This is a genomic window from Pseudomonas sp. NPDC087615 (genome assembly GCF_044743445.1).
GTDB classification, from domain to species: Bacteria; Pseudomonadota; Gammaproteobacteria; order Pseudomonadales; family Pseudomonadaceae; genus Aquipseudomonas; species Aquipseudomonas baetica_A.
The window spans coordinates 91,620-113,667 of sequence record NZ_JBIUWM010000005.1; the positions used below are offsets into that span (position 1 = coordinate 91,620).

General features: G+C 59.1%; 16 protein-coding genes. 3 read left to right on the forward strand and 13 right to left on the reverse strand.

Annotation, left to right across the window (positions count from 1 at the left end; genetic code table 11):
- Window positions 1–47 precede the first annotated feature (47 nt).
- Window positions 48–5,618, reverse strand: coding sequence for a dermonecrotic toxin domain-containing protein (locus ACIOU6_RS04570; RefSeq protein ID WP_401134214.1), 5,571 nt, complete (start codon window positions 5,616–5,618; stop codon window positions 48–50).
- Window positions 5,619–5,824: 206 nt separating this feature from the next.
- Here ACIOU6_RS04570 and ACIOU6_RS04575 point away from each other — a divergent pair, with 206 nt between their 5' ends.
- Entirely contained in the window at window positions 5,825–6,859 is a 1,035-nt protein-coding gene (locus ACIOU6_RS04575) for an alpha/beta fold hydrolase (RefSeq protein WP_401134217.1), read from the forward strand.
- Between the two features lie 153 nt (window positions 6,860–7,012).
- Window positions 7,013–7,678 (forward strand): DsbA family oxidoreductase, encoded by a 666-nt coding sequence (locus tag ACIOU6_RS04580; protein ID WP_401134219.1) that lies wholly within the window; start codon window positions 7,013–7,015, stop codon window positions 7,676–7,678.
- 62 nt (window positions 7,679–7,740) lie between these two features.
- Here the strand turns inward: ACIOU6_RS04580 and ACIOU6_RS04585 are convergent, their stop codons facing one another.
- The 9 genes from ACIOU6_RS04585 to ACIOU6_RS04625 all read right to left on the reverse strand — a co-directional run bounded on the left by ACIOU6_RS04585 (window position 7,741) and on the right by ACIOU6_RS04625 (window position 16,760).
- On the reverse strand, window positions 7,741–8,079 hold the full coding sequence (locus ACIOU6_RS04585; protein ID WP_221732111.1) for a GlpM family protein: 339 nt from the start codon (window positions 8,077–8,079) through the stop codon (window positions 7,741–7,743).
- Entirely contained in the window at window positions 8,079–9,407 is a 1,329-nt protein-coding gene (locus ACIOU6_RS04590; protein ID WP_221732110.1) for a sigma-54 dependent transcriptional regulator, read from the reverse strand. The genes ACIOU6_RS04585 and ACIOU6_RS04590 overlap by 1 nt, the downstream gene beginning before the upstream one ends.
- Window positions 9,404–11,305 carry an ATP-binding protein gene (locus ACIOU6_RS04595; protein ID WP_401134223.1) on the reverse strand — a complete coding sequence of 634 codons (1,902 nt, stop codon included), beginning with the start codon at window positions 11,303–11,305 and terminating at the stop codon, window positions 9,404–9,406. The genes ACIOU6_RS04590 and ACIOU6_RS04595 overlap by 4 nt, the downstream gene beginning before the upstream one ends.
- Window positions 11,306–11,471: 166 nt before the next feature.
- On the reverse strand, window positions 11,472–12,206 hold the full coding sequence (locus ACIOU6_RS04600; protein WP_007927141.1) for an amino acid ABC transporter ATP-binding protein: 735 nt from the start codon (window positions 12,204–12,206) through the stop codon (window positions 11,472–11,474).
- A complete protein-coding gene (locus ACIOU6_RS04605; protein ID WP_221732108.1) occupies window positions 12,203–12,874 on the reverse strand; it encodes an amino acid ABC transporter permease in 672 nt (223 codons plus the stop codon). Before ACIOU6_RS04605 ends, ACIOU6_RS04600 begins: the two co-directional genes overlap by 4 nt.
- The gene (locus ACIOU6_RS04610) at window positions 12,874–13,620 is read right to left on the reverse strand and encodes an amino acid ABC transporter permease (RefSeq protein WP_221732107.1); all 747 of its coding nucleotides are present in this window, start codon (window positions 13,618–13,620) and stop codon (window positions 12,874–12,876) included. Before ACIOU6_RS04610 ends, ACIOU6_RS04605 begins: the two co-directional genes overlap by 1 nt.
- Before the next feature lie 194 nt (window positions 13,621–13,814).
- Window positions 13,815–14,729 carry a glutamate/aspartate ABC transporter substrate-binding protein gene (locus tag ACIOU6_RS04615; RefSeq protein ID WP_221732106.1) on the reverse strand — a complete coding sequence of 305 codons (915 nt, stop codon included), beginning with the start codon at window positions 14,727–14,729 and terminating at the stop codon, window positions 13,815–13,817.
- A gap of 260 nt (window positions 14,730–14,989) precedes the next feature.
- Window positions 14,990–15,412, reverse strand: a complete 423-nt coding sequence (locus tag ACIOU6_RS04620; protein WP_221732105.1) for a DUF4440 domain-containing protein — start codon at window positions 15,410–15,412, stop codon at window positions 14,990–14,992.
- Complete coding sequence (locus ACIOU6_RS04625; RefSeq protein ID WP_401134228.1) at window positions 15,393–16,760, reverse strand: MFS transporter; 1,368 nt, start codon at window positions 16,758–16,760, stop codon at window positions 15,393–15,395. The genes ACIOU6_RS04620 and ACIOU6_RS04625 overlap by 20 nt, the downstream gene beginning before the upstream one ends.
- Before the next feature lie 105 nt (window positions 16,761–16,865).
- On the opposite strand from ACIOU6_RS04625, the gene ACIOU6_RS04630 reads away from it, so the two are divergent.
- The gene (locus ACIOU6_RS04630) at window positions 16,866–17,753 is read left to right on the forward strand and encodes a LysR family transcriptional regulator (RefSeq protein ID WP_401134296.1); all 888 of its coding nucleotides are present in this window, start codon (window positions 16,866–16,868) and stop codon (window positions 17,751–17,753) included.
- A 75-nt stretch (window positions 17,754–17,828) separates the two neighbouring features.
- On the opposite strand, the gene glpD is transcribed toward ACIOU6_RS04630, so the two are convergent.
- From glpD to glpK, 3 genes are all read right to left on the reverse strand, one after another.
- A complete protein-coding gene (gene glpD, locus ACIOU6_RS04635; protein ID WP_221732103.1) occupies window positions 17,829–19,364 on the reverse strand; it encodes a glycerol-3-phosphate dehydrogenase in 1,536 nt (511 codons plus the stop codon).
- A gap of 295 nt (window positions 19,365–19,659) precedes the next feature.
- Window positions 19,660–20,415, reverse strand: a complete 756-nt coding sequence (locus ACIOU6_RS04640; RefSeq protein ID WP_110603267.1) for a DeoR/GlpR family transcriptional regulator — start codon at window positions 20,413–20,415, stop codon at window positions 19,660–19,662.
- Window positions 20,416–20,510: 95 nt separating this feature from the next.
- On the reverse strand, window positions 20,511–22,013 hold the full coding sequence (gene glpK, locus ACIOU6_RS04645; RefSeq protein WP_221732102.1) for a glycerol kinase GlpK: 1,503 nt from the start codon (window positions 22,011–22,013) through the stop codon (window positions 20,511–20,513).
- Window positions 22,014–22,048: the final 35 nt, after the last annotated feature.

Sequence of the window (22,048 nt, forward strand, 5' to 3'; positions counted from 1 at the left end):
GTGGCGAGAGAGTCGATCTCTCGCCACAGGCATCCCTTGCCGCCGCGTCAGTTAACGTCTGGCAGCATCAAAAAGTAATCGAGGATGGTCGATCCCCTGCCAATCTGCCCGGCAGGCAGGTCGGGGTTTTCGGCGCGGGTGACAAAGCGGTGTTCGGGCAGTTTCAAATGCGCTTTTTCGAAATCCCTGAACGGCACGCTCGGCCTTCGATAGTGAAAGTGGGCGTACCAAAGCAATTGTGCAGGGTCCAGCGATATGTCCCAGATCTCGTACTCCTGCATATGATCAGGTTTGTTCGGGGTTTTGGTGAGGTTCTGCAGGGGGCTGACCCTGCGGATCTCCACGACGTCGTGATCGATAAGATCCTGCAACATGCCATCGGTAGGCTGTTGGCTGGTCAATGATCGCTGGGTGCGTATGGATCGGCCGGTGACAATCAATTCGTCGGCCTTATTACGCAGTTGCTCAATGATCGGGTGCTGTGCCGACTTGGCCTGAATCAGGTTGGCCCGTTGATTCAGCTCGGCGGCCTGACTGACCATCATGTGTTCCAGATCAACGGGGAGCATGCCCAGATCGGCATTGCTTTCAACCGTGGCCCGGTAGGCTGTCTGGGCGTCCAGACGCCGTTGCGCATCGCTTACAAGGAGGGCGAGCGCCACCTGTGGCGGTGTGGGGGGCGCAATGTTTTGCGGGTTCGTCAGACGGATTTTGCCGTCGGCGCCTTGTTCCCAGATTTCCTTGTATCCCCCGCGCCCGGTGAACACGTACTGGCGCGCCTGGGTCTGCGGATGCCATTGCTCAACGCCGTACAACACCTGATTGTCGGCAGTGGTGAAGACCCGCTGCACTGCCTGCCCTGTGCGCCTTGGCGCAGGCGGATCAATGATGCCCCGGCGGGCACGGTCGCCCAAACGTTCGATCCCGCTCAACAACGGTTCAACCACATCCAGATGGAAGTGTTGCGGATAGTTGGTGGTCCAGATCGTCATTTCGAGGCGAAACCGGGAGTACAGGTTGAGGCAATTTTGCAGAATCCGGCTGCGTTCGGCCGGTGACGCAATGATGTTCGGAAGGTTGTGCTGCGTGTACAAAGCCAGGTCAACATCGTCGCGAAGTTCGCGTGCCTGGGATAACAGGTAGAACCACGACAAATCATCCGTGCCGCCATAGTTCTTGACCATTTCCAGCCGATGGGAGGTTTTCAGATACAGCAGGTTGGCATCGCTGTGGTTGGTATTGAGCTCCTCGACCAGGTGGATCATGTGTTGTTTGTCCGCTCTGACGCGGATGCGGTCATACCAGAGGTTGACATGCCCCCTGAGCGCCTCCATCTGCTCCAGCAATTGCACCATCTGTACACGCAACGTGCGGGTTTCTTCGAGCATCATCAACCGTTGGTGAAGCGTGTCGGGCAGTAGATCGTCCATCGCATCACTCAGCACTTTGATTCTTTCTGACAAGGCTTTGGCTCTGTATGAAAGGTGCAACGCGCGGCGCCTGTGCCGGTCAGTGATCAACCATGCGGTCTTGCTCTGCATTTCGATCAAGGTCCGTTGCTTGTTGCCATGGGTCAGTGGCATCAGCTCAACCAGTGTCTGATAGCGTTTGCTCGCCAATTGGATATCGCCGACACAGGCGGCTTCGACAGCCGGTTGCAGGACCGCTCGATCCGCCACCGAGGCGCTAGCGTATTTGTTGATCAAGGCATCGCTGATCGCTCCCCGGGCCTGGAGTTGGTCGGCCAGGTCGTCAACCGCCAGAGTCAATTGATGATGGCGGCGAAACGTACGGCTGGCCCACCATTGCGGCAGTCGTTGTCGAATGGGGTCTGGCCAGAGCGGATCAAGCGCATCGGCCAGATGTCCGATGACGTTGCCGCCGCCGAGCACGCCGCCTTCCAGGGTGGTGCCATACACGCCGAACCAGGTATCCCACTGGCCGGTTTCGTCCAGGGCGATGGGTTGTTTGTAGGTTTTTTGCGAGGTGCCACGCAATCGCCAATTGCGTGAATCGGTGCTGGGCTGAACTTCATAAATCCGCCCCTGACGTACGATGAAGTCACCGTCGGCGTGGCGGTAAACGCCGCGATAAAGGCCGCTGGTTCCCGGCTCCAGCCCGGCCAGGGAAATCGGACGTTGATACTCGTAGCCGGCAAAACGCGCGATCAAGTGGCGGGCCTGACGCCGCGAAGACCTGTGCATCGCCGCCGCCGAGGTCGCCAGTGCTCGGGCCTGGCGTGCCCGCACCAATGAGCGAACCCCGCGCGAGACTCCCGAAAACACCACTTCACCGGGTAACAGGTCCATGGCAGCGTCAATCAATGACACCAGTACCGACTCGATTTCCGCCAAGCCGTCACCCACGTCTGCGCGCAAAAAAGCCGCCACGGCCTGATTCGCCGCCGTCCAGGCATCGTAGAGCGCCAGAGCGCTGCCGATGAAAGGCAACATGCCCAAGGCCATTTTGATGTAGTTGAATGCTCGCGGCCCTTTCAGGGCATAACGCTCCATGTACAACGCATCGTTGGAGCGAGAGGTCGAACGATGCGCTTCGATCAATCGGCCCATGTGCGCATCGAGCAGATGGGCAGCAAACGAAGTCGTGGCCGGCCAGCGCACGCCGACGCCGATGATGGCGTCAAAACGCTTGAGCACGGCCTGCGCAATCCGGCCTTCATGTGCCCGCACGGTGCCTTGCAATGCCCGGCCGGCCAGATAAGAGGTCCACTTGTCTGTCTGACACAGCGTGTACAGGCCCAGGCGGGCGGCTTCCAGGTTGTCGTAACGGCGCAGAAATCGTTCATCGGGGCTGTCGGGCAGATACAGCAAGGTCGTGCCGCTGACTTGCTCTTCAATGAAGGTCACCCCGGACAATGTGGCGGGGCCCTCGTTGTGCGTGTCCTTGCCACCCGCGCTCAGATAGGCCGGGCGGATCACCACACGTTTGTTATCGGCATGCCAGGCTTCAGCGGTGTGGGCGTCGATGGCAATGTTCAGAATCTGCAACTCGTCCAGGCTGATCTGCTTTTGCAGATGGGCGAATTCACCTTGCAGTTTGAGCATGATCTGCCAGGGCTCGATCAGGCATTCGCGGCGATGTTCGCGGACATAAGCGGACTCATCCACCGACCCTGTGAAGGTATCGCGAATGAGTTTTTCGTAGGCGTTGGGCAGATCCAGTTCCGGAATGACACGTTTGAGGTACGCAAAGGTAATGCCGTCCTCCAGCGTCTGGCGTTCGGTGGCATCGGTGGAGGTGACTTCGGTCTGGACGAAATTCAAACGCAACGAAAGCGGTTCGAGTTGCATGGACGGGGTGTTGTCGATGTTGAGCTGAGCAAACTCCACCAGGGTCATTTTGCTGCGGGCGGTACTGGGCACCATCACCAGTTCATAACCGGAATGTCCCGGGGCGGGCTTGAAGCGTTTTTCGTATTTCACAGACTCGGGCAGGTCGAGCGTCACCTCGAAATCGCCCTTGATCGAAAAATCATCGCCCAGTCGCTTCAGCAAATGTTTGCGGGTGAATTCGTCTCGCGATTCCAGCGCCAGCGCCAGTTGTTTATGGCTGCGGTGCATCGCCGAAATAAAGCGCTGGATCAGGTCCTTGAGTGCGCCTCGGTCTGTCTCGGACAGGTGCTTGAGCCAGCCTGGCAGACGGGTGGCGAGCGTGTCGCTGCGATCCTGCTCCAGCACATGAGCGAAGGTCAGGTTGCGCGCGGCGTTGACCGGCACCTGCAAGGCGGCGAGGGTGCGTTTACGCAGGATTTCCAGCTTGTCGGCGTGTTCGCTGCGGCCACGCAGTGCGGTGGCGTTCGACTCGAACTCGCTGATCTGCGCATCAAGGCTCAAGTGCAGGGGATCGGTGTCGATCCGGTTCAACAGCAGTGCCAGTTCGGGGTCCTTTTCCTGGATCTTGAAGACCTCGCGTTCCAGTTCGCGGCGATTGGCAAAGCGTTGCAAGCCGCCGCCACTGCCGGGCCAGTAAAGCAACACACTGCCTGTCGAGTCTGCGTCGAGAAGCGCGGCTTGCCGCATCACAACAAGCGGGCCCTTGAGTGTTTCGGTCTGAGTGGTGGCGGTCTGGTCAGACGTTTCAGTCATTGTCAGGGTCAGGCTGGCAACCGTGAGATCAGCATCGCGTTCGGCTGCGAGGGGCGTGTCCAGAATCGCCTTGAGCAGATTGTGCTCAGCGCTATCGAGCTGACCCAGTGCCAATTGCACTGTTGCCTCGGCGTGCAAGCCGTCCTTGTGCGCCTGATGAATCTGATTGAACGCTGTATTGAACGTGCTCAGGTCCTGTGGTCGCGCTCGATACAGCAGGGCCGTCGCGGCCGTGTCGCAGGTTTTTTCTGCTGCTTCCAGGGCTTTGAGTGCGTCTTTGCACTCTTGCTGACGATGTCCCGTGCCGTCGGTTTCCAGCAATGCATCGAGTGCGTCGCGCGCTCGTTTCAGCGCCGCATGTCGCACCGACAACGGGATTGCTGCACGCAGGCTGCCGAACAGCGACTGTTCGTCGGTTTCGATATCGAGTTGTGCAGGTACCGGGTTTGGCGGCAACGCCACGATGATCGCTTTGCGGCGTTGGCTATCGAGCAGGTCTGCCTGAACAAGCGATTGCGCGCCATGCGCCATCAGCCCGGGCTTGCCGTGGTTGGCGTTGCGTAACGCGCTGATCTGAGCCTGTTGGCGATCGGCAAACAGGTCGCTTGAGCCGGTAATCATTGGGTCGGTGGCGGCGCTGTAGACAAAGCGCAGGTCCTTGGTCGGCAAACCGGTCGGGACAAGCGCCTGGCCGGTCAGCCAGTCTTCCAGGACTTGGCGTGTGCTGAACGCCTGGATGGCAACAGGGCGGGAGGGCAGATACAGCAAAGGACTGGCTTTGGCCGGATCGCCCACGCTGATGACCCACGCGCCTTTGAGTTTGACTTTGCTGTTATTGCTCAGCAGCAGCGCCAGTTGTTCCGTGTGGATGGGCTGACCGTCCAGTGTCAGTACCCCGGTGCGGGTATCGATGATCTGTTGCAACGGTTTGAGTTGTTCTGCGGTCAGGGTCCTGCGGGCGAATGCCACCTGGGCTGTGGCTTCGAAGTGATCACGGTAAAGCTGGATTGCCCGTTCGCGTTGAGTCACCGGGGTGCCGCGCGCGCGCGCGTCCCAAAAACTCAACCAACGAGCCTGGTGCGCCTGTTCGGTGCTCATGGCCTTGAGCAGTTCGAGCATTTGCAGCGGCTTCAAGGTGGCCAGCGGATGAGCCACAGGCACGCCGGTCACCCGGCTGTGCAGATCGACCGTCGCCTCCAGCGTCGGGTGTTGCAAGACAAAAGCACAGGCATCGGTGAGGCAGACAAAACGTTCTGGCTGGGTATCCGTGGCGGTCGAGCGCAGGCCGGCGTGCTCGCCATCAAGATTCAGTTGTTGGCGCAACAGTTCATTGATCGAGTCGCGCAGTGCAGGCGTCGCGGCAACCAATTCGCGCAAGCCTTGGCTGCTTTCGCGCCAGCGGGCCGTGGCCTGCTGCAACAGGCTGTCATCAAGATGTTTGGGCAGTGGGGCGGCGGGGGGCAGCGCCAGCGGTGGCGGGTAAGGCAGATCGGGGAAAAGGCTATCGGGCATGGCGGCATATCTCGCAATGGGAGCGGCGGTTCCACTCCTTGAGCAAGCCATTTAAGAGGGATCGCGAAGCACCATGGCGGTAGATAGTTATGGCATTGACGACCGCTCGGCACTCTTCATCAAACTGTCATCGAACTGTGGCAGCGCGCTTGTACAAACTTCATCAGACTCGCGCTCTACTGGGGTTCTGCGTTTCGGTGTTTTTCATGTACAAGGTTTTTCTATCAGTCGCGGCCATGTTGGCCGCGCTTTTGTTCGGTTTGCCGGCATCTGCGGCGTCGCGTTGCGATGTGAATGTGCCGACCGAGCGGGTTGATCTGGCGCAGGTAAGCCTTGCTTACCAGAGCATCGGTCGTGCCTCCGACCCGGCGCTGTTGCTGGTGATGGGCCTGGGCGGGCAATTGATTCATTGGCCGGATGAGGTGGTGGTGGCGCTGTGTCAGCAGGGCTTTCGAGTGATCCGCTATGACAATCGCGATGTCGGCTTGTCGACCTGGCGGCAGGCACCAGCGGAGGCCAACCTGACCTTTGAAGTGCTGCGTTACAAACTCGGTCTGCCGGTGTCGGCGCCTTACAGCCTGACCGACATGGCCGAGGATTCACTGGGTTTGATGGATGCGCTGCACATCGAGCAATTCCATGTGCTGGGCGCGAGCATGGGCGGGATGATCGCCCAGCACATCGCCGCCATGGCGCCGCAGCGGGTGGAAAGCCTGACGCTGATCATGACCAGCTCCGGCGCTGAAGGTTTGCCGGCGCCGAGTGCAGCATTGGTGCAACTATTGTCGCGGCGCAGCGCACCGAACCGTGAAGTGGCATTGGAACAACAGGCGGATTTGCTGGCGGCGCTGGGCAGCCCTTCGGTCACCGATGATCGGCAGGCGTTGTTGCATCAGGCGGCGGTGTCCTATGACCGGGCGTTCAATCCCGAAGGCGTGAAGCGGCAGATCATGGCGATCCTGGCCGAGCCGAGCCGGGTGGCGCTGCTCAATCAACTGCGCGTGCCAACGCTGGTGGTGCATGGCACGGCTGATCCGTTGTTGCCGGTGATGCACGGCGTGCACCTGGCGGCGCATATTCGTGGCAGTCAGTTGAAACTGATTCCGGGATTGGCCCACCGGTTTCAGGAGGCGTTCAAGGCGCCATTGCTGGCGGCGGTGTTGCCGTATTTGCAGGCGCATCGTGAGGACGCGTCGCATTGGGCGCAGATCGAACCGGTGGCGGCGGGGAATCTGTTGTAGCTGAGGTTTCGCGGGGACTCCTCCGGGAGCAAGCTCCCTCCCAAAGGGGAACGCATTGCCAATGTGGGAGGGGGCTTGCTCCCGAAAGGGCCAGCACTGTCGCCGCAAGACCGGACAGGTGTATCGTCTGGGTTTTGCGGCGTGAGGTGGCTCATGAATTCCACTCTGAAAATCGATTTTGTCAGCGACGTGTCCTGCCCATGGTGCGTCGTCGGTCTGTATGGCTTGTTGCAGGCGCTTGAAATCCTGCGCAACGAAGTGCAGGCAGAGATTCATTTCCAGCCGTTCGAGCTGAATCCGAAAATGGGCCCCGGCGGGCAGAACATCGCCGAGCATATCCAGGAAAAATACGGTTCGACCCCGGAGCAGTCGCAGAAAAATCGCGAAGCCATCCGTGCCCGTGGCGCTGAGCTGGGGTTTGCCTTTCGCACCGATGGCAACAGCCGGATCTACAACACCTTCGATGCCCACCGCTTGCTGCATTGGGCGGGGCTGGAGGGTTTGCAGTTGCCGTTGAAGGAGGCGTTGTTCAAGGCGTATTTCACTGATGGCGGTAATCCGTCGGATCACGCGCAATTGGCGCAGATTGCTGAAGGTGTCGGGCTGGATCGGCAACGCGCCGAGGTGATTCTGGCGTCGGACGAGTTTGCCGGGCCGGTGCGCGAAGAAGAGCAGGTATGGCTGCAGCGCGGGGTGAGTTCGGTGCCAACCGTTGTGTTCAACGGTCAGTACGCGGTGACGGGCGGGCAGCCGGTGGAGACCTTTGTCGGGGCGATCCGGCAGATCATGGCCGAGTCCAAGGGTGGCACAGTCAACTGATGAGCGACGAGCCCCTCGCTGAAGACCTCTCCCGGAGGGAGAGGGGCTGACAGGCTTTGATCTTAGCTGTGAAGGCGCACCCAAACAGTCACCAACACCGTCGCGGCCATCAACCACGCCACCGCCGCGACCGCCAGCGAAGCCTCCAGGCGCATTCGATCGACCATCACATACAACGTCGCCAGATACACGAAGTAAGGAATGATCGACCACATGCCGAACACGATCGTGGTCTTCAGGTCATCGACCGATCGCCCCTTGCCGACGATGTAATGCGCAATCAAGGCGAACGTCGGAAACAGCGGCACCAGTCCGGCGATGTAATAGTTTCTGGTCTTGGCCAGCGCCGCCAGAATCACGACAACGGCGGCACCGAGTGCAGCTTTCAGTAGCAGATCCATCAGTGGCTCAACCCGTACTTTTTCACTTTGTCGAACAGCGTGGTCTTGGCCATTCCCAGTTCCAGACTGGCCTGGGTCAGGTTGCCGCCGCTGCGGTGCAACGCGTCGTTGAGCAGATTGCGTTCAAAGGCTTCCACCGCTTCGGCAAATGCCAGGCCCTGGCTACCGCTGCTGGCGCCGGACTTCTTGAAGGCCGGCAAGCCGAGGGCGAAGCGTTCGGCGACGTTACGCAGTTCGCGCACGTTGCCCGGCCAGTCATGGCTCATCAGGTTCGACAGGGTCTGGTTGTCCAGTTCCGGCAGGGCGCGGTCGAAACGCAGGGCTGACTGCTGGGTGAAGTGTTCGAACAGTTGCAGGATGTCTTCACGGCGTTCGCGCAGTGGTGGCAGTTCAAGGGTCACTACGTTGAGGCGGTAATACAGGTCGCTGCGGAACTCGCCAGCCTTGCTCGATTCATCGAGGTCGGACTTGGTTGCCGCAATCACCCGGCAATCCACCGCCACGCTCTGGTTCGAGCCGAGCCGTTCGAGGGTGCGTTCCTGCAACACGCGCAGCAGTTTGATCTGCAACGGCAGCGGCATGCTTTCCACTTCATCGAGAAACAGCGTGCCGCCGTCAGCGTGTTCGATCTTGCCGATGCGTCGCTTGCCGGCGCCGGTGAAGGCGTTAGCCTCGTGACCGAAGATCTCGCTTTCAAAGAGGTTTTCCGGCAGACCGCCGCAGTTCAGCGCGACGAACTGCTTGCTGTGGCGCCGACTGAAATCGTGCAGGCAACGGGCAACCAGTTCTTTGCCGGTGCCGGTTTCGCCCTCGATCAGGACGTTGGCCGAAGTGTCGGCGACGTTGGCGATCAGTTCGCGAAGGTTCTGCATCGCCGGCGAGCGACCGATGATCCGGCCTTCAAGGGAGTCACGTTCGGCCAGTTGCCGACGCAGCGACGAGACTTCGCGCGCGAGGCTGCGTTGCTCCAGCGCACGCCGCGCAACGTCCACCAGCCGCTCCGGCGAGAACGGTTTTTCCATGAAGTCGTAGGCGCCTTTCTGCATCGCGCCAACGGCCATGGAGATGTCGCCATGGCCGGTGATCAGCACCACCGGCAGGCTGCGGTCACGCTGCTTGAGACGAGTCAACAACTCCAGGCCATCGATGCCCGGCAGACGAATGTCGCTGATGACGATCCCGGCGAAGTTGTCGCCGACCCGCTCCAGCGCCTCTTCGGCACTGCCGACGCCGATGCAGGGAATGTCTTCCAGCGTCAGCGCCTGTTGGCAGCCGAGCAGGACATGGGGGTCGTCTTCGACGATCAGCACACTAAGGTCGTGGTTCATATTGGCTCGGCAGGAGTGGGGCTTACCAACGGTAAACTGAGGACGAAGGTGGTACCACCGCTGGCCGGGTGTTCGACACCCAGATGCCCGCCGGTGGCGGCCGCGAGGCTGGCAGAAAGGGTCAGGCCCAGACCCAGGCCTTGCTCGCCCGGTTTGGTGGTGAAGAACGGTTCGAACAGATGCTTGCGTACTTGGGCGTCGACACCATGGCCGTTGTCGCGCACCCGCAGGCGATATTTGCCGTTGAACTCTTCACCCTCCAGCCACAGCTCCGGCAGCGGCTGCGCTTGCATGGCGTCGAGGGCGTTGCCGATCAGGTTGACCAGAATCTGTTCGAGGCGGGTCTGGTCGATCTGTACCTGCACATCAGTGAACTGCCGGTGCAGTTGCAGCGCCGAGCTATCCAGGCGTGCGCCGAGTAATTGCAGGGCCGCCTCCACGGCTTTGCCGAGGCTGGCCTGGCCCTGATTGTCACCTCGCCGGGCAAAAGAACGCAGGCTGGCGGTGATCCGGCCCATGCGGTCGATCAAGTCATTGATGGTCTTGAGATTGGTACTGGCGACATCGAGTTGCCCGCGCTCAAGGAAGCGAACGGTGTTGCCCGACAGCGTGCGCATGGCCGCCAGCGGCTGGTTCAATTCGTGGGCGATGCTGGTGGACATCTGGCCGATCGCGGCGAGTTTGCCCGCCTGCACCAGCTCATCCTGAGCCCGGCGCAACGTCTCTTCGGCCTGACGCCGTTCGCGGATCTGGCTCTTGAGGCGATCGTTGCTGGCGCGCAGGTCAGCGGTGCGTTCGGTAATCCGACGCTCCAGTTGATTGTTGGCTTGCTGCAAGGCTTCGCGGGCCGCGAGGCGGGTGGCGATGACCTTGCGCCGCTCGTTCCAGGCAATCAGCAGGAAGGCGACCAAGGCAAACGCGACGGCGACCAGAATGCCCTGATTGATGGCTTCGCGGCGCAGATCCTGAAGCGGCGTGAGCAGGGTGAAATTCCACGGTGTGTCGCTTAAGGGGCGGGTCTGCGCCAGATAACTGATGTTCTCGTCATCGGACTGCAATTCACTGTTGGCCGGAAACGTGAGTTTTTCCACGCCTTCGGCCAGGGTTTCCCGGGCCAGCGGTTGCAGTTCGTTGAGCGGGAACCAGTAGTACTGCAGGCTGCGGGCGAGTTTTTCCTTGGTCTCGTCGCTCAGCGGTACCACCGATTTGAGCCGTCGGGCCGGATCGCTGGAGAGAATGATGATGCCGTTTTCGTCGCTGACAAATGCTTCGAGACGCGCCCGTTGCCAGCGCTCTTCCATGGCTTCGAGCCTGACTTTGACGACGGCAACGCCGATGATCGTGCCGTGTTCTTCCAGGCCATGGGCCAGGTAATAACCGGGTTCGCCGTTGGTGCTGCCGATCCCGTAGAAACGTCCGGGTTCGCCGCGAACGGCTTTCTGGAAGTAGGCGCGAAAGGACAGGTCTTCACCGAGGTAACTGTCGACATCGCGCCAGTTGCTGGTGGCCATGACGCGGCCGGTGGTGTCCATGACGTAGATGGCCCGACTGCGACTGCGCCGGTTCAGGCCTTCAAGGTATTGGTTGACCGTTTGCCGATGTTCCGGGGTCGGGTCGGCCAGCAGTTGCGGGACACTGGTTTCCAGTTCCAGCAGGCTGGGCAGGTAGGTGTATTTGCTGATCTCGCTTTCGACCGCGCGTGCGTGCAGTTCGAGCTGACGCTGGCCGTTCTCGCCGAGGCTGCGGATACCGAAGTGTTCACTGGTCCAGAAGCCGATGTAACCCAATCCGATCATCAGGGCGATGACCAGCGGCGGCAGGAACAAATGACGAATCAGACGGGGTTTCACGGCAAGTGATGGCGGCGCGGCGCGATAGAGAGTGGGGTCGCATTTCATCACAGATGCCTTGGGTCAACCACAACACAAATCTCAGGATCATCATTGATCCAATGTGGGAGCGGGCTTGCTCGCGAAAGCGGTGGGGCAGTCAACGATGATGTTGAAAGTGCCGGCCTCTTCGCGAACAAGCCCGCTCCCACAGTTGGGGAGCGGTGTGTTGCTTTTAGTGCTGCAGAATCTTCTCGAGGAAATGCTGCGCACGTTCGGAGCGGGCATTGATGTCGCCGAAGAACTCCTCCTTCGGGCAGTCTTCGATGATCTTGCCGGCGTCCATGAAGATCACGCGGTCGGCCACTTTGCGAGCGAAGCCCATTTCGTGGGTCACGCACATCATGGTCATGCCTTCGTGGGCCAGTTGCACCATTACGTCGAGTACTTCGTTGACCATTTCCGGATCGAGCGCCGAGGTCGGCTCGTCGAACAGCATGACGATCGGGTCCATCGCCAGCGCACGGGCAATCGCCACACGCTGTTGCTGACCACCGGACAGTTGCCCCGGGTGCTTGTGGGCGTGGGCCGACAGACCGACGCGCTCAAGCAGTTGCAGACCTTTCTTGGTCGCCTCTTCCTTGCTGCGGCCCAGCACCTTGATCTGCGCGATGGTCAGGTTTTCGGTGATGGTCAGGTGCGGGAACAGTTCGAAATGCTGGAACACCATGCCAACGCGTGAACGCAGTTTCGGCAGGTTGGTCTTCGGATCGGCAATGGAGGTGCCGTCCACGACGATGTCACCTTTCTGGAACGGTTCCAGCGCGTTGACGCACTTGATCAGGGTCGATTTGCCGGAACCCGACGGGCCGCAGACCACGATCACTTCGCCTTTTTTGACCTCGGTGCTGCAATCAGTCAGCACCTGGAAGTCGCCATACCACTTGTTGATGTTCTTGATGGAGATCATACGGCAAACCTTTTTTGCAGACGCTTGACCAGCAGCGAGGCGGCAAAGCTGATTGTGAAGTACACGACACCGGCAATAATCAGGAACTCATTGGAACGGCCAATGATGTCGCCACTGGCGCGGGACGCGTTGAGGAAGTCCACCAGGCCCACGGTGTAAACCAGCGAGGTGTCCTGGAACAGAATGATGCTCTGTTGCAGCAGCAGCGGCGTCATCTTGCGAAAGGCCTGCGGCAGGATGATCAGACGCATCATCTGGCCGTAGGTCATGCCCAGTGCCTGCGCCGCACCCATCTGGCCTTTGGGGATCGACTGCACACCCGCCCGGACGATTTCGCAGAAGTACGCCGCTTCGAACATCATGAACGCCACGATGCAGGAGGCGAACGCACCGATCGGGGTGTCTTCACCGGTGATCCAGCGCAGTACGAACGGCACCGCCAGATAGAACCAGGTGATCACCAGCAGCAGCGGGATCGAACGGAAGTAGTTGACGTACGCACCAGCGATGCTTGAAAGCAGCTTGTTATGCGACAGACGCATCAGCGCCAGAAGGGTGCCGAGAATGATCCCGCCGACCACGCCCATGGCCATCAGCTTGAGGGTCATCACCATGCCGTTCCACAAACCGGGAATGGCCGGGACGATGCCACTGAAATCGAATTCCATTATTTACCCCCCACGGAGATCAGGCCGGGCACGGCAACTTTCTTCTCGATCACGCGCATCAGCAACATCAGGCTCATGTTCAGGGTGAAATAGATCAGGGTCGCCAGGGTGAAGGCTTCAAAGAGGTTGGCCGAGAACTCGGCTGTCTGTTTGGTCTGAGCGAGCAGCTCCATCAGACCGATCAGCGAGGCCACGGAGGAGTTTTTGAACACGTTCAAAAACTCCGAGGTGAGCGGGGGAATGATGATCCGGTAGGCCTGGGGCAGCAGCACGTTCCAGTAGATCTGTGGCAGCTTGAAACCCATGGCACGGGCGGCCGATTCCTGGCCACGAGGCAGCGCCTGGATACCGGTGCGCACTTGTTCGCAGACCCGCGCGGCGGTGAACAGGCCAAGGCACACGACAACACTCAGGTAGGCCGAGGTGGTCGGGTTCAGGTCCTGCTTGTACCACTCTTGCAGATCTGGCGGCAGCAGGTCGGGTACCAGGAAGTACCAGATGAACAGTTGAACCAGCAGCGGCACGTTACGGAACAGCTCGACGTAGCAGGTCGCGATGCCCGACACGATGCGGTTCGGCACGGTACGCATGACGCCCAGGATCGAGCCCAGCAGCAGGGCGATGATCCAGGCGACGATGGCGATGGCGATGGTCCAGCCCAGCCCGGAAATGAACCAGTCGAGATAGGTCTCGCTGCCCACGCCGGTGGACTTGAAGAACACGCCCCAGTCCCAGTTGTAATTCATTAGGGTCTCCCCTCGATTCGATCGATGTACAAGTGCCCGCCTGGGGAAACTCCGTTCCCAGCCTGATCTTGACGGTCAGGCACACGCGATCGGCTCGACAGACACCGGTTCGAGTGTTTCCAAAAAATGCCAGCAGGGAGTGACCATCCCCTGAAGAGGCAGGCGCCTCTTCAGGGGATAAGGTTAGTCAGAAATCAGGACTTCTTGTCGTCAGCCGCTTTGTCGGTCGGATTGGCGATCAGGGCCTTGAGCTCGTTGCTCATCGGGAAGTTCAGGTTCAGGCCTTTTGGTGGAATCGGCTGCATGAACCACTTGTCGTAGATGTTGTTGATCGCGCCCGAGGCGTAGGTAGCCTTGATGGCGTCATCGACAGCCTTTTTGAACGGCTCGTCGCCTTTACGCATCATGCAGCCATAGATTTCGTACGACTGTGGAGTGCCGGTCACTTCCCAGTCAGTCGCTTTCTTGGCCTTGGCGGCTTCACCGGCCAGCAACGCGTCGTCCATCATGAACGCTACGGCACGGCCCGACTCCAGCATCTGGAAGGACTCGCCGTGGTCTTTGGCGGAGATGACGTTCATGCCCATCTGCTTGTCGGCATTCATCGACTTGAGAATGCGCTCGGACGTGGTGCCAGCGGTGGTCACGACGTTCTTGCCTTTGAGGTCGTCGAAATCTTTGTACTTGGAGTCTTTCTTGGACAGAAGACGGGTACCGATTTCGAAGATGCCGACAGAGAAGTCAACTTGCTGCTGACGTTCGACGTTGTTGGTGGTCGAGCCGCACTCGATGTCCACGGTGCCGTTCTGCACCAGTGGAATACGGGTCTGCGAGGTCACCAGGTTGTATTTGACCTGCAGGTCTGGAAGGTCGAGGTCTTTCTTGATCGCTTCGACGATGGCCATTTGGATATCGTGCGAGTAGCCGACCGGTTTGCCGGACGCATCAGCGATGTAGGAAAAAGGAATAGAAGCGTCGCGGTGGCCCAGGGTGATCACACCGGACTCTTTGATTTTCTTCAGGGTGCCGGTGAGTTCGGCGGCGAAAACTGGCGTGCTGATCAGAGCGGCAGCAATGGCTGCGCCCAGGATATGGGGAACGATGCGCATCAAATTTTCCTCGACATTGTTTTTTTTATGGAGCCAGTTTGTCGGCCCTTTTGTGCTTCGAATGCCTGACGGCTCCTGAAGGATTGGCTCAACAGACATTCGTCGAGAGAGTGTAGAGCATGAGTCGTGCCAAACCAGTCGACAGTGGTTAACTGCTTGATCTGCTTGGTTATTAAGTTTTTGTGTCGGTGTTATTCGGGATAACTGATCCGGTTATCCGAATCGACCGGAAGGTCGCGTTCGGAAAACCGAATGATCTTTTACCGTGTGGTTCCGCTCTGCGGGGTGAATGCCGTTTCATGCAGGTACTGCCATTCAACGCCACCTGCCTGAACCCGAAGAATCGCCACCGAGACACGCGAAGTGACGTTGTCGCCCTGGCGATGAGTTTCGGTGTAGCTCAGTGCTACCGTTTCGTCTTCCTGCCAGACCGTGTGCAAATCGGTGATGATGATTTTCAGCCCCGGTCGGCCACCCACCGAGCTCCTGAACAACTGCTCGACCTGGGACCGATCAACCGTCGTCGCCGAAGTGGTGACCATACGGAAGTCCTTGGCGAAGGCCTTCATCAGCTCCGTGATACTGGCTTCGCCGTTGCCGTCGGCATGGGTAAACACACGGTGAATCAGTTCGTGCACGTAATGGATACTGTGTTGCGCTTGTTCAATCTGGTTGTTGTTCATGGTTTGCCTTTACAGGGTTCAATTGACTCATCAAAAACAGCGGAAACAGCCCGACCAGCGCCGCAATCGCGAAGGTCGCGTGATAGGCCGCCGTGGTGTCGAACGGCTTGAGCAGCAGGTTGAAGATCATCAGAAACAGCGCGGCACCGAGGCTGAACGACATTTGCCGGTTGATGTTCCAGATCACGCTGGCCTTGTGCGTGTCGCCGCCGGCAAAATCCATCAGCGAAGTGGTTTGCGCGGTGTTGGCGCCGATGCCGCCACCGATGCCCATCAGGCTGTAAGCAATCACGATCACCCACAGATCCGTCGGCGCATTCACCAGCATCAGCGTGGCGATGCCCGCGCTGTGCAAGAGCATGCCGAGGATGAACAGGCGTTTGGCGCCGACCCGGTTGTAGACCCGGCCACAGATCGTCATCGCGATGAATGCGCCGATGGCGTAGAGGATCATGAACATCCCGGTCAGTCGGGCGCTGAAGTGCAGGGTGTTCTGCAGGAAGAAAATGCTCATCAGGTTGACCCCGGTGAACACCCCCGGAATCGCGTAATAGATGAAGATCGAAGTGCTGAGTTTTTTGCTCTTGAGCAGGTTCAGTTCGATGATCGCGTGGCTGGAGCGACGGTAGTGCACCAGGTACAACGCGATGAATATCAGGCCCGCGACCAAGCAGGCGATCGCGGCCGCTGCCGGGTAGTCGCCGCCATACAGCGACATGCCCATCAGCAGGCTGGCCAGTGCTGCGCTGACCAGCAACAGGCCCTTGATGTCCGGGCGGGGCAGGCTGGCGGGTTTGCTTTCCTTGATCCAGAACCACGACAGCCCGGCAGCGATCAACGAGAACGGGATGTTGCTGTAGAACACCCAGCGCCACGAACTGCTGTCGACGATGATGCCGCCGACGGTGGGCGAAATCGCCGGGGCGATCAGCGCCACCGCCATGACCAGCGTAGAGATTTTTGCCCGCTGCTCGCCCTGAAACAGATTGAACGTCAGCGCCTGGCCCACTGGAATCAACAGCCCGCCGCCGATGCCCTGGATAAAACGCCAGATCACCAGTTCAAGGAAACTGTCGGACAAACCACACATCCACACTGAACCGGTGAAAACCAGCATCGAGGCGGTGAGAATCTCCCGGCTGCCGAAGCGACCGGCCAGCCAGGTGCTCACTGGGATAATCAGTGTCAGCCCTAGAATATAAGCATTGGCGACCCAGGCCACCGACGAAGTACTGACTTGTAAAGTTGCCGATATACTGGGCAATGCCACAGCCGACATGAATATATTAATGCAATCAATAAAGAAGCCGATCAGAAAGATCAACGCGATTTTATAGCGATAGTTCATGTTGTATCCCCTTTGTCGCGCAGCATAGGGGCGGTGGACTTGAAGTGTCGATACGACTATGCTGAAAACAATGTTTGACAGGATTTAACAGTGAACCACAGCGCTATGCACGCTCATCTTAATCGGGTTCAGACGTTTCTCGCGGTGGTTGATTTTGGTTCTTATACCAAGGCTGCCAACTACCTCAGTATCAGCAAGGCCATGGCCAGCCTGCATGTCAAGGCACTGGAAGAGGTTTTGTCAGCGACGTTGCTGATTCGCAATACGCGCAATGTATCGCTGACGGAAATTGGGCAGGACTTTTATGACGAGTTCAAGGGGATAGTGGCGGATATCGATAATGCATTCGATAACGTATTGAAGGGTAATAATCGGGTGTCAGGAAAGTTGCGGATTAGTTCGACCAGTGAATACGGTGAAAAATATATTCTGCCGCTGATTCCACTGTTCTCTGAACGTTATCCGGACATTCGATTGTGCTACAACTTCAACTCTTCATTGAATGATCTGGTGGCGGAAAAGCTTGATCTGGTGATTCGCCTGGGTAACTTGGCAGACTCGGCATTCAAAAGCCGCAAGCTGGCGGATTACGAAATCGTGCTGGTCGCCAGTGAAACGTTTCTCGCCCGTTATCCAGTGAATGAGCCGCAGGATCTGAACAATGTGCCGTGGATCGCCAACAGCAATCTGCAGGCACCGACTCAGTGGAACTTGCGTGACAGGCAGGGGCAGGGCGTCGAGATCAACGGCATCAATCACTTCGAATCGAATTCCTCCACGGCGATCCGTTCGATGACGCTGTCGTCGCTGGGCGTCTCGGTGTTGCCGGCGTGGGTGGTCGAGGATGACATCGCCAGCGGACGTCTGGTGCGCTTGTTGTCTGAGTACGCGCTGCCTTCGCAATCAATCAACGTGGTGTTCCCCAACACCCCGCACCTGCCGCACAAGTCGCGGGCGTTTATTGATTTTCTGTTGTTGCATTTGGCTGAGTGATAACGAAACCCGACCCTCCAACAAAAAGCCCCTGAATCTCGCGATTCAGGGGCTTTCGTTCAAACAGTGCTGGAATCAGGCCGCTTCGATTTTGCGGTTCTGCTCGACCTTGCCCAGATACGCTGCGAGTTTTTCCTGCTCGGCCGGAGTCGTGAACAGACCCAACTTGCTACGGCGCCACAGAATGTCGTGCGCGGTAGTCGCCCACTCTTCGCTGCACAGGTAATCGACTTCACGGGTGTAGAGGCCGCCGCCGAGGTGTTCGCCCATGTCGTTGAGCGATTGCACGCCTTCGAGCATGCGCCAGGTGCGGCTGCCGTAGTGGGTGGCCCAGCGGCGGGCGATTTCGGTTGGCACGAAGTCGAACTTGTCGCGGATCAACGCGCTCAAGGCCTGTGGGGTGGTCATGTCTTCGCCGCCGGGCAGGGTCGCCGTGGCGGTCCAGCTCGGGCGCATCTGGGTGAAAAACGGTGCCAGTTGGCTCATCGCCGACTCGGCGAGTTTGCGGTAGGTGGTCAGTTTGCCGCCGAACACCGACAGCAACGGCGCTTCTTCGCCGCCACCAGACAGCGCCAAGGTGTAATCACGGGTCACGGCCGATGGGTTGTCGGATTCGTCGTTGCACAGCGGGCGTACGCCCGAATAGCTGTGCTGGATGTCGTCGCGGCTGATCTGCTTCTTGAAGTGGGCGTTGACCACTTTCAGCAGGTAATCGGTTTCGGCCTCGGTGATCGCCACTTTGGCCGGATCGCCGGTGTATTCACGGTCGGTGGTGCCAATCAGCGTGAAATGGTTCAGGTAAGGAATCGTGAAGACGATGCGCTGATCTTCGTTTTGCAAGATATGCGCATGTTCGCCTTCGTACAGTTTCGGCACGATGATGTGGCTGCCCTGAATCAGACGGATGCCGTACGGCGATTCCATCTTCAGGTCATCACGAATGAACTTGGCGACCCACGGGCCGGCGGCGTTTACCAGCGCCTTGGCGGTGATCGAAAACAGGCTGCCGTCGGCGCGTTCCAGGTTCAGATGCCACAAGCCTTTGGCGCGACGGGCGTTGACGCAACGGGTCTGGGTGTGGACGTGGGCGCCTTTCTCCCGAGCAGCCATGGCGTTCAGAACAACCAGGCGGGCGTCATCGACCCAGCAGTCGGAGTATTCAAAGCCTTTTTTGATTTCGCTTTTCAATGCGCTGTCGGCGCCGAACTTCAGGCTTTTGGAACCTGGCAGCTTTTCGCGCTTGCCCAGGTTGTCATAGAGAAACAGGCCAGCGCGGATCATCCACGCCGGACGCAGGTGCGGGCGGTGCGGCAGCACGAAACGCATGGGCTTGACGATGTGCGGCGCCTTGGCCAGCAGCACTTCGCGCTCGGCCAGCGCTTCGCGCACCAGACGGAATTCGTAATGTTCGAGGTAGCGCAGGCCACCGTGGATCAGCTTGCTGCTGGCCGACGAGGTATGGCTGGCCAAGTCATCCTTTTCGCAAAGGAATACAGAGAGACCGCGACCGGCGGCATCCGCTGCGATCCCCACCCCATTGATCCCGCCGCCGATGACGGCAAGGTCGTAGATCTCGGAGATAGGGGGCGTACGCAAGGTAGATGTGGACATCGGCTGGCCTCGGGCTCTTTTGATATTCTGTATTGGAAATCGAACATTAATGTTCATTTCCGAAAATGGTAGCTCATAAAGACGCGCGCAGCCAGTCGACTTCGATTGAAAAAACTCATCGAAGGGCGGTTAAAAGAAAATATTCGAACATTAAATGCGCGCAAGGGCGCGAGTGATGTGCTGTTTGTGAGGGCCTCTTCGCGAGCAAGCCCGCTCCCACAAGGGGGGCGCATTCCATATGTGGGAGCGGGCTTGCTCGCGAAGGCGTCGGTACAGCCGATGAATATTTGAGGGGTTAAACGACTTCCAGGCGAATCTTGTGCTGACTCAGCAACTGCGTCAACGCGGGCACTGGCTGCTGATCCGTCACCAGACAATCAATCAGGCTGATCGGGCCGAGACGAATCATCGCATTGCGCCCGAACTTGCTTGAGTCCGCCGCGAGGATCACCTGGCGGGCGTTGGCGATGATCGCTTGGGAAACCCGTACTTCCTGATAATCGAAGTCGAGCAGGCTGCCGTCCTCGTCGATACCGCTGATACCGACCAGGGCGAAATCGACCTTGAACTGATTGATGAAATCCACGCTCGCCTGACCGACAACCCCGCCGTCACGGCGCACATTGCCGCCCGTCAGCAATACATCAAAGTCATCCTTGGCACTGAGCATCGAAGCCACATGCAAGTTGTTGGTGATGATTTTCAGGTGGTTGTGATTGAGCAGGGCGCGGGCAATCGATTCGGTGGTGGTGCCGATGTTGATGAACAGCGAGGCGTGATCGGGGATCTGGGCGGCGATGGCTTCACCGATGCGTTGTTTTTCATCGCGCATCTGATCGGCGCGCATCGCATAAGCTGTGTTTTCGACGCTGGAGTCATAGGCGGCGCCGCCATGGTAGCGACGAAGCAGATTGGCTTCCGCGAGCTGATTGATGTCGCGGCGAATGGTTTGCGGGGTAACAACGAACAGCGTGGCCATTTCCTCGATACTCACATAGCCGCGTTCGCGGACCAGTTCGAGGATTTGCTGCTGACGGGGAGGCAGATTCATGGGGCTTCCTTTGGGCTGCCGTGCAAAATTTGCCCATGATGCCGCAGGAATCCGCTCCCTACCAGTTAGAACCCTATAAGGATCCCTAGACTGTCTTATTCAGCGTCTTCGCGTTCCCAGTCACGGGTACGGCTGACGGCTTTTTTCCAGCCTTTGTAGAGTTTCTCTTTTGCCACTTCGTCCAGGCTCGGTTCGAATTCGCGTTCGATGACCGCTTTGCCGCGCAGTTCGTCCAGGCTGCCCCAGAAACCGCACGCCAGACCCGCCAGATACGCAGCGCCCAGGGCTGTGGTTTCGCGCATTTGCGGGCGCTCGACCTGGGTGCCGAGGATGTCGGCCTGGAACTGCATGAGGAAGTTGTTGGCAACCGCGCCGCCGTCCACGCGCAGGGCCTTGAGGCGTTCGCCGGAGTCCTGTTGCATGGCGTCGAGCACGTCGCGGGTCTGGTAGGCGATCGATTCCAGCGCGGCGCGGATGATGTGATCCACGCGCACGCCGCGGGTCAGACCGAACAGGGCGCCACGGGCATACGGGTCCCAGTACGGCGCGCCCAGGCCGGTGAAGGCTGGCACCAGATACACGCCGTTGCTGTCTTTGACTTTATTGGCGAAGTATTCGGTGTCGTGGGCGTCGTTGATGATCTTCAGTTCATCACGCAGCCACTGCACGGTGGAACCGCCGTTGAACACCGCGCCTTCGAGCGCGTAAGCCACTTCGCCACGCGGACCGCAAGCGATGGTGGTGAGCATGCCGTGCTTGGATTTCACCGCTTTGTCACCGGTGTTCATCAGCAGGAAGCAACCGGTGCCGTAGGTGTTTTTCGCTTGACCCGGCTCGACGCACATTTGGCCGAACAGCGCCGCTTGCTGGTCGCCGGCGATACCGCCGATGGCGATGCCGCTCTTGGTGCGACCGTAGATTTCCGAGGAGGCTTTGACTTGCGGCAGCATTTCGCGGGGGATGTCTAGGATCTCCAGCATCTTCGAATCCCATTCAAGCGAATGGATGTTGAAGAGCATGGTGCGCGAGGCGTTGGTGTAGTCGGTGACGTGAACCTTGCCGCCAGTGAATTTCCAGATCAGCCAGCTATCGATGGTGCCGAACAGCAGTTCGCCGTTGCGCGCACGTTCGCGGCTGCCTTCAACGTTGTCGAGGATCCACTTCAGTTTGGTGCCGGAGAAGTACGGGTCGGTGACCAGGCCCGTGGTGTCGCGGATGTAGTCTTCGTGGCCGTCACGCTTGAGCTGCTGACAGATCTCGGTGCTGCGGCGGCACTGCCAGACGATCGCGTTGTACACCGGGCGGCCGGTGGTCTTGTCCCAGACCACGGTGGTTTCACGCTGGTTGGTGATGCCGATGGCGGCCACCTGATCGTGATGCAAACCGGCCTGAGCCAGCGCCTCAACCATCACCGCGCTTTGAGTGGCGAAGATTTCCATCGGGTCGTGTTCAACCCAACCGGCTTGTGGGTAATGCTGGGCGAATTCGCGCTGCGCGGTGCAGACCACGTTCGCGTCGCGGTCAAAAATGATCGCGCGCGAGCTGGTCGTACCCTGATCGAGGGCAATGATGTAGTTCTTATTCTCAATGTCGGTCATGTCGATTGCCTTGGACGAAAAAAGGGAGAGTGGGC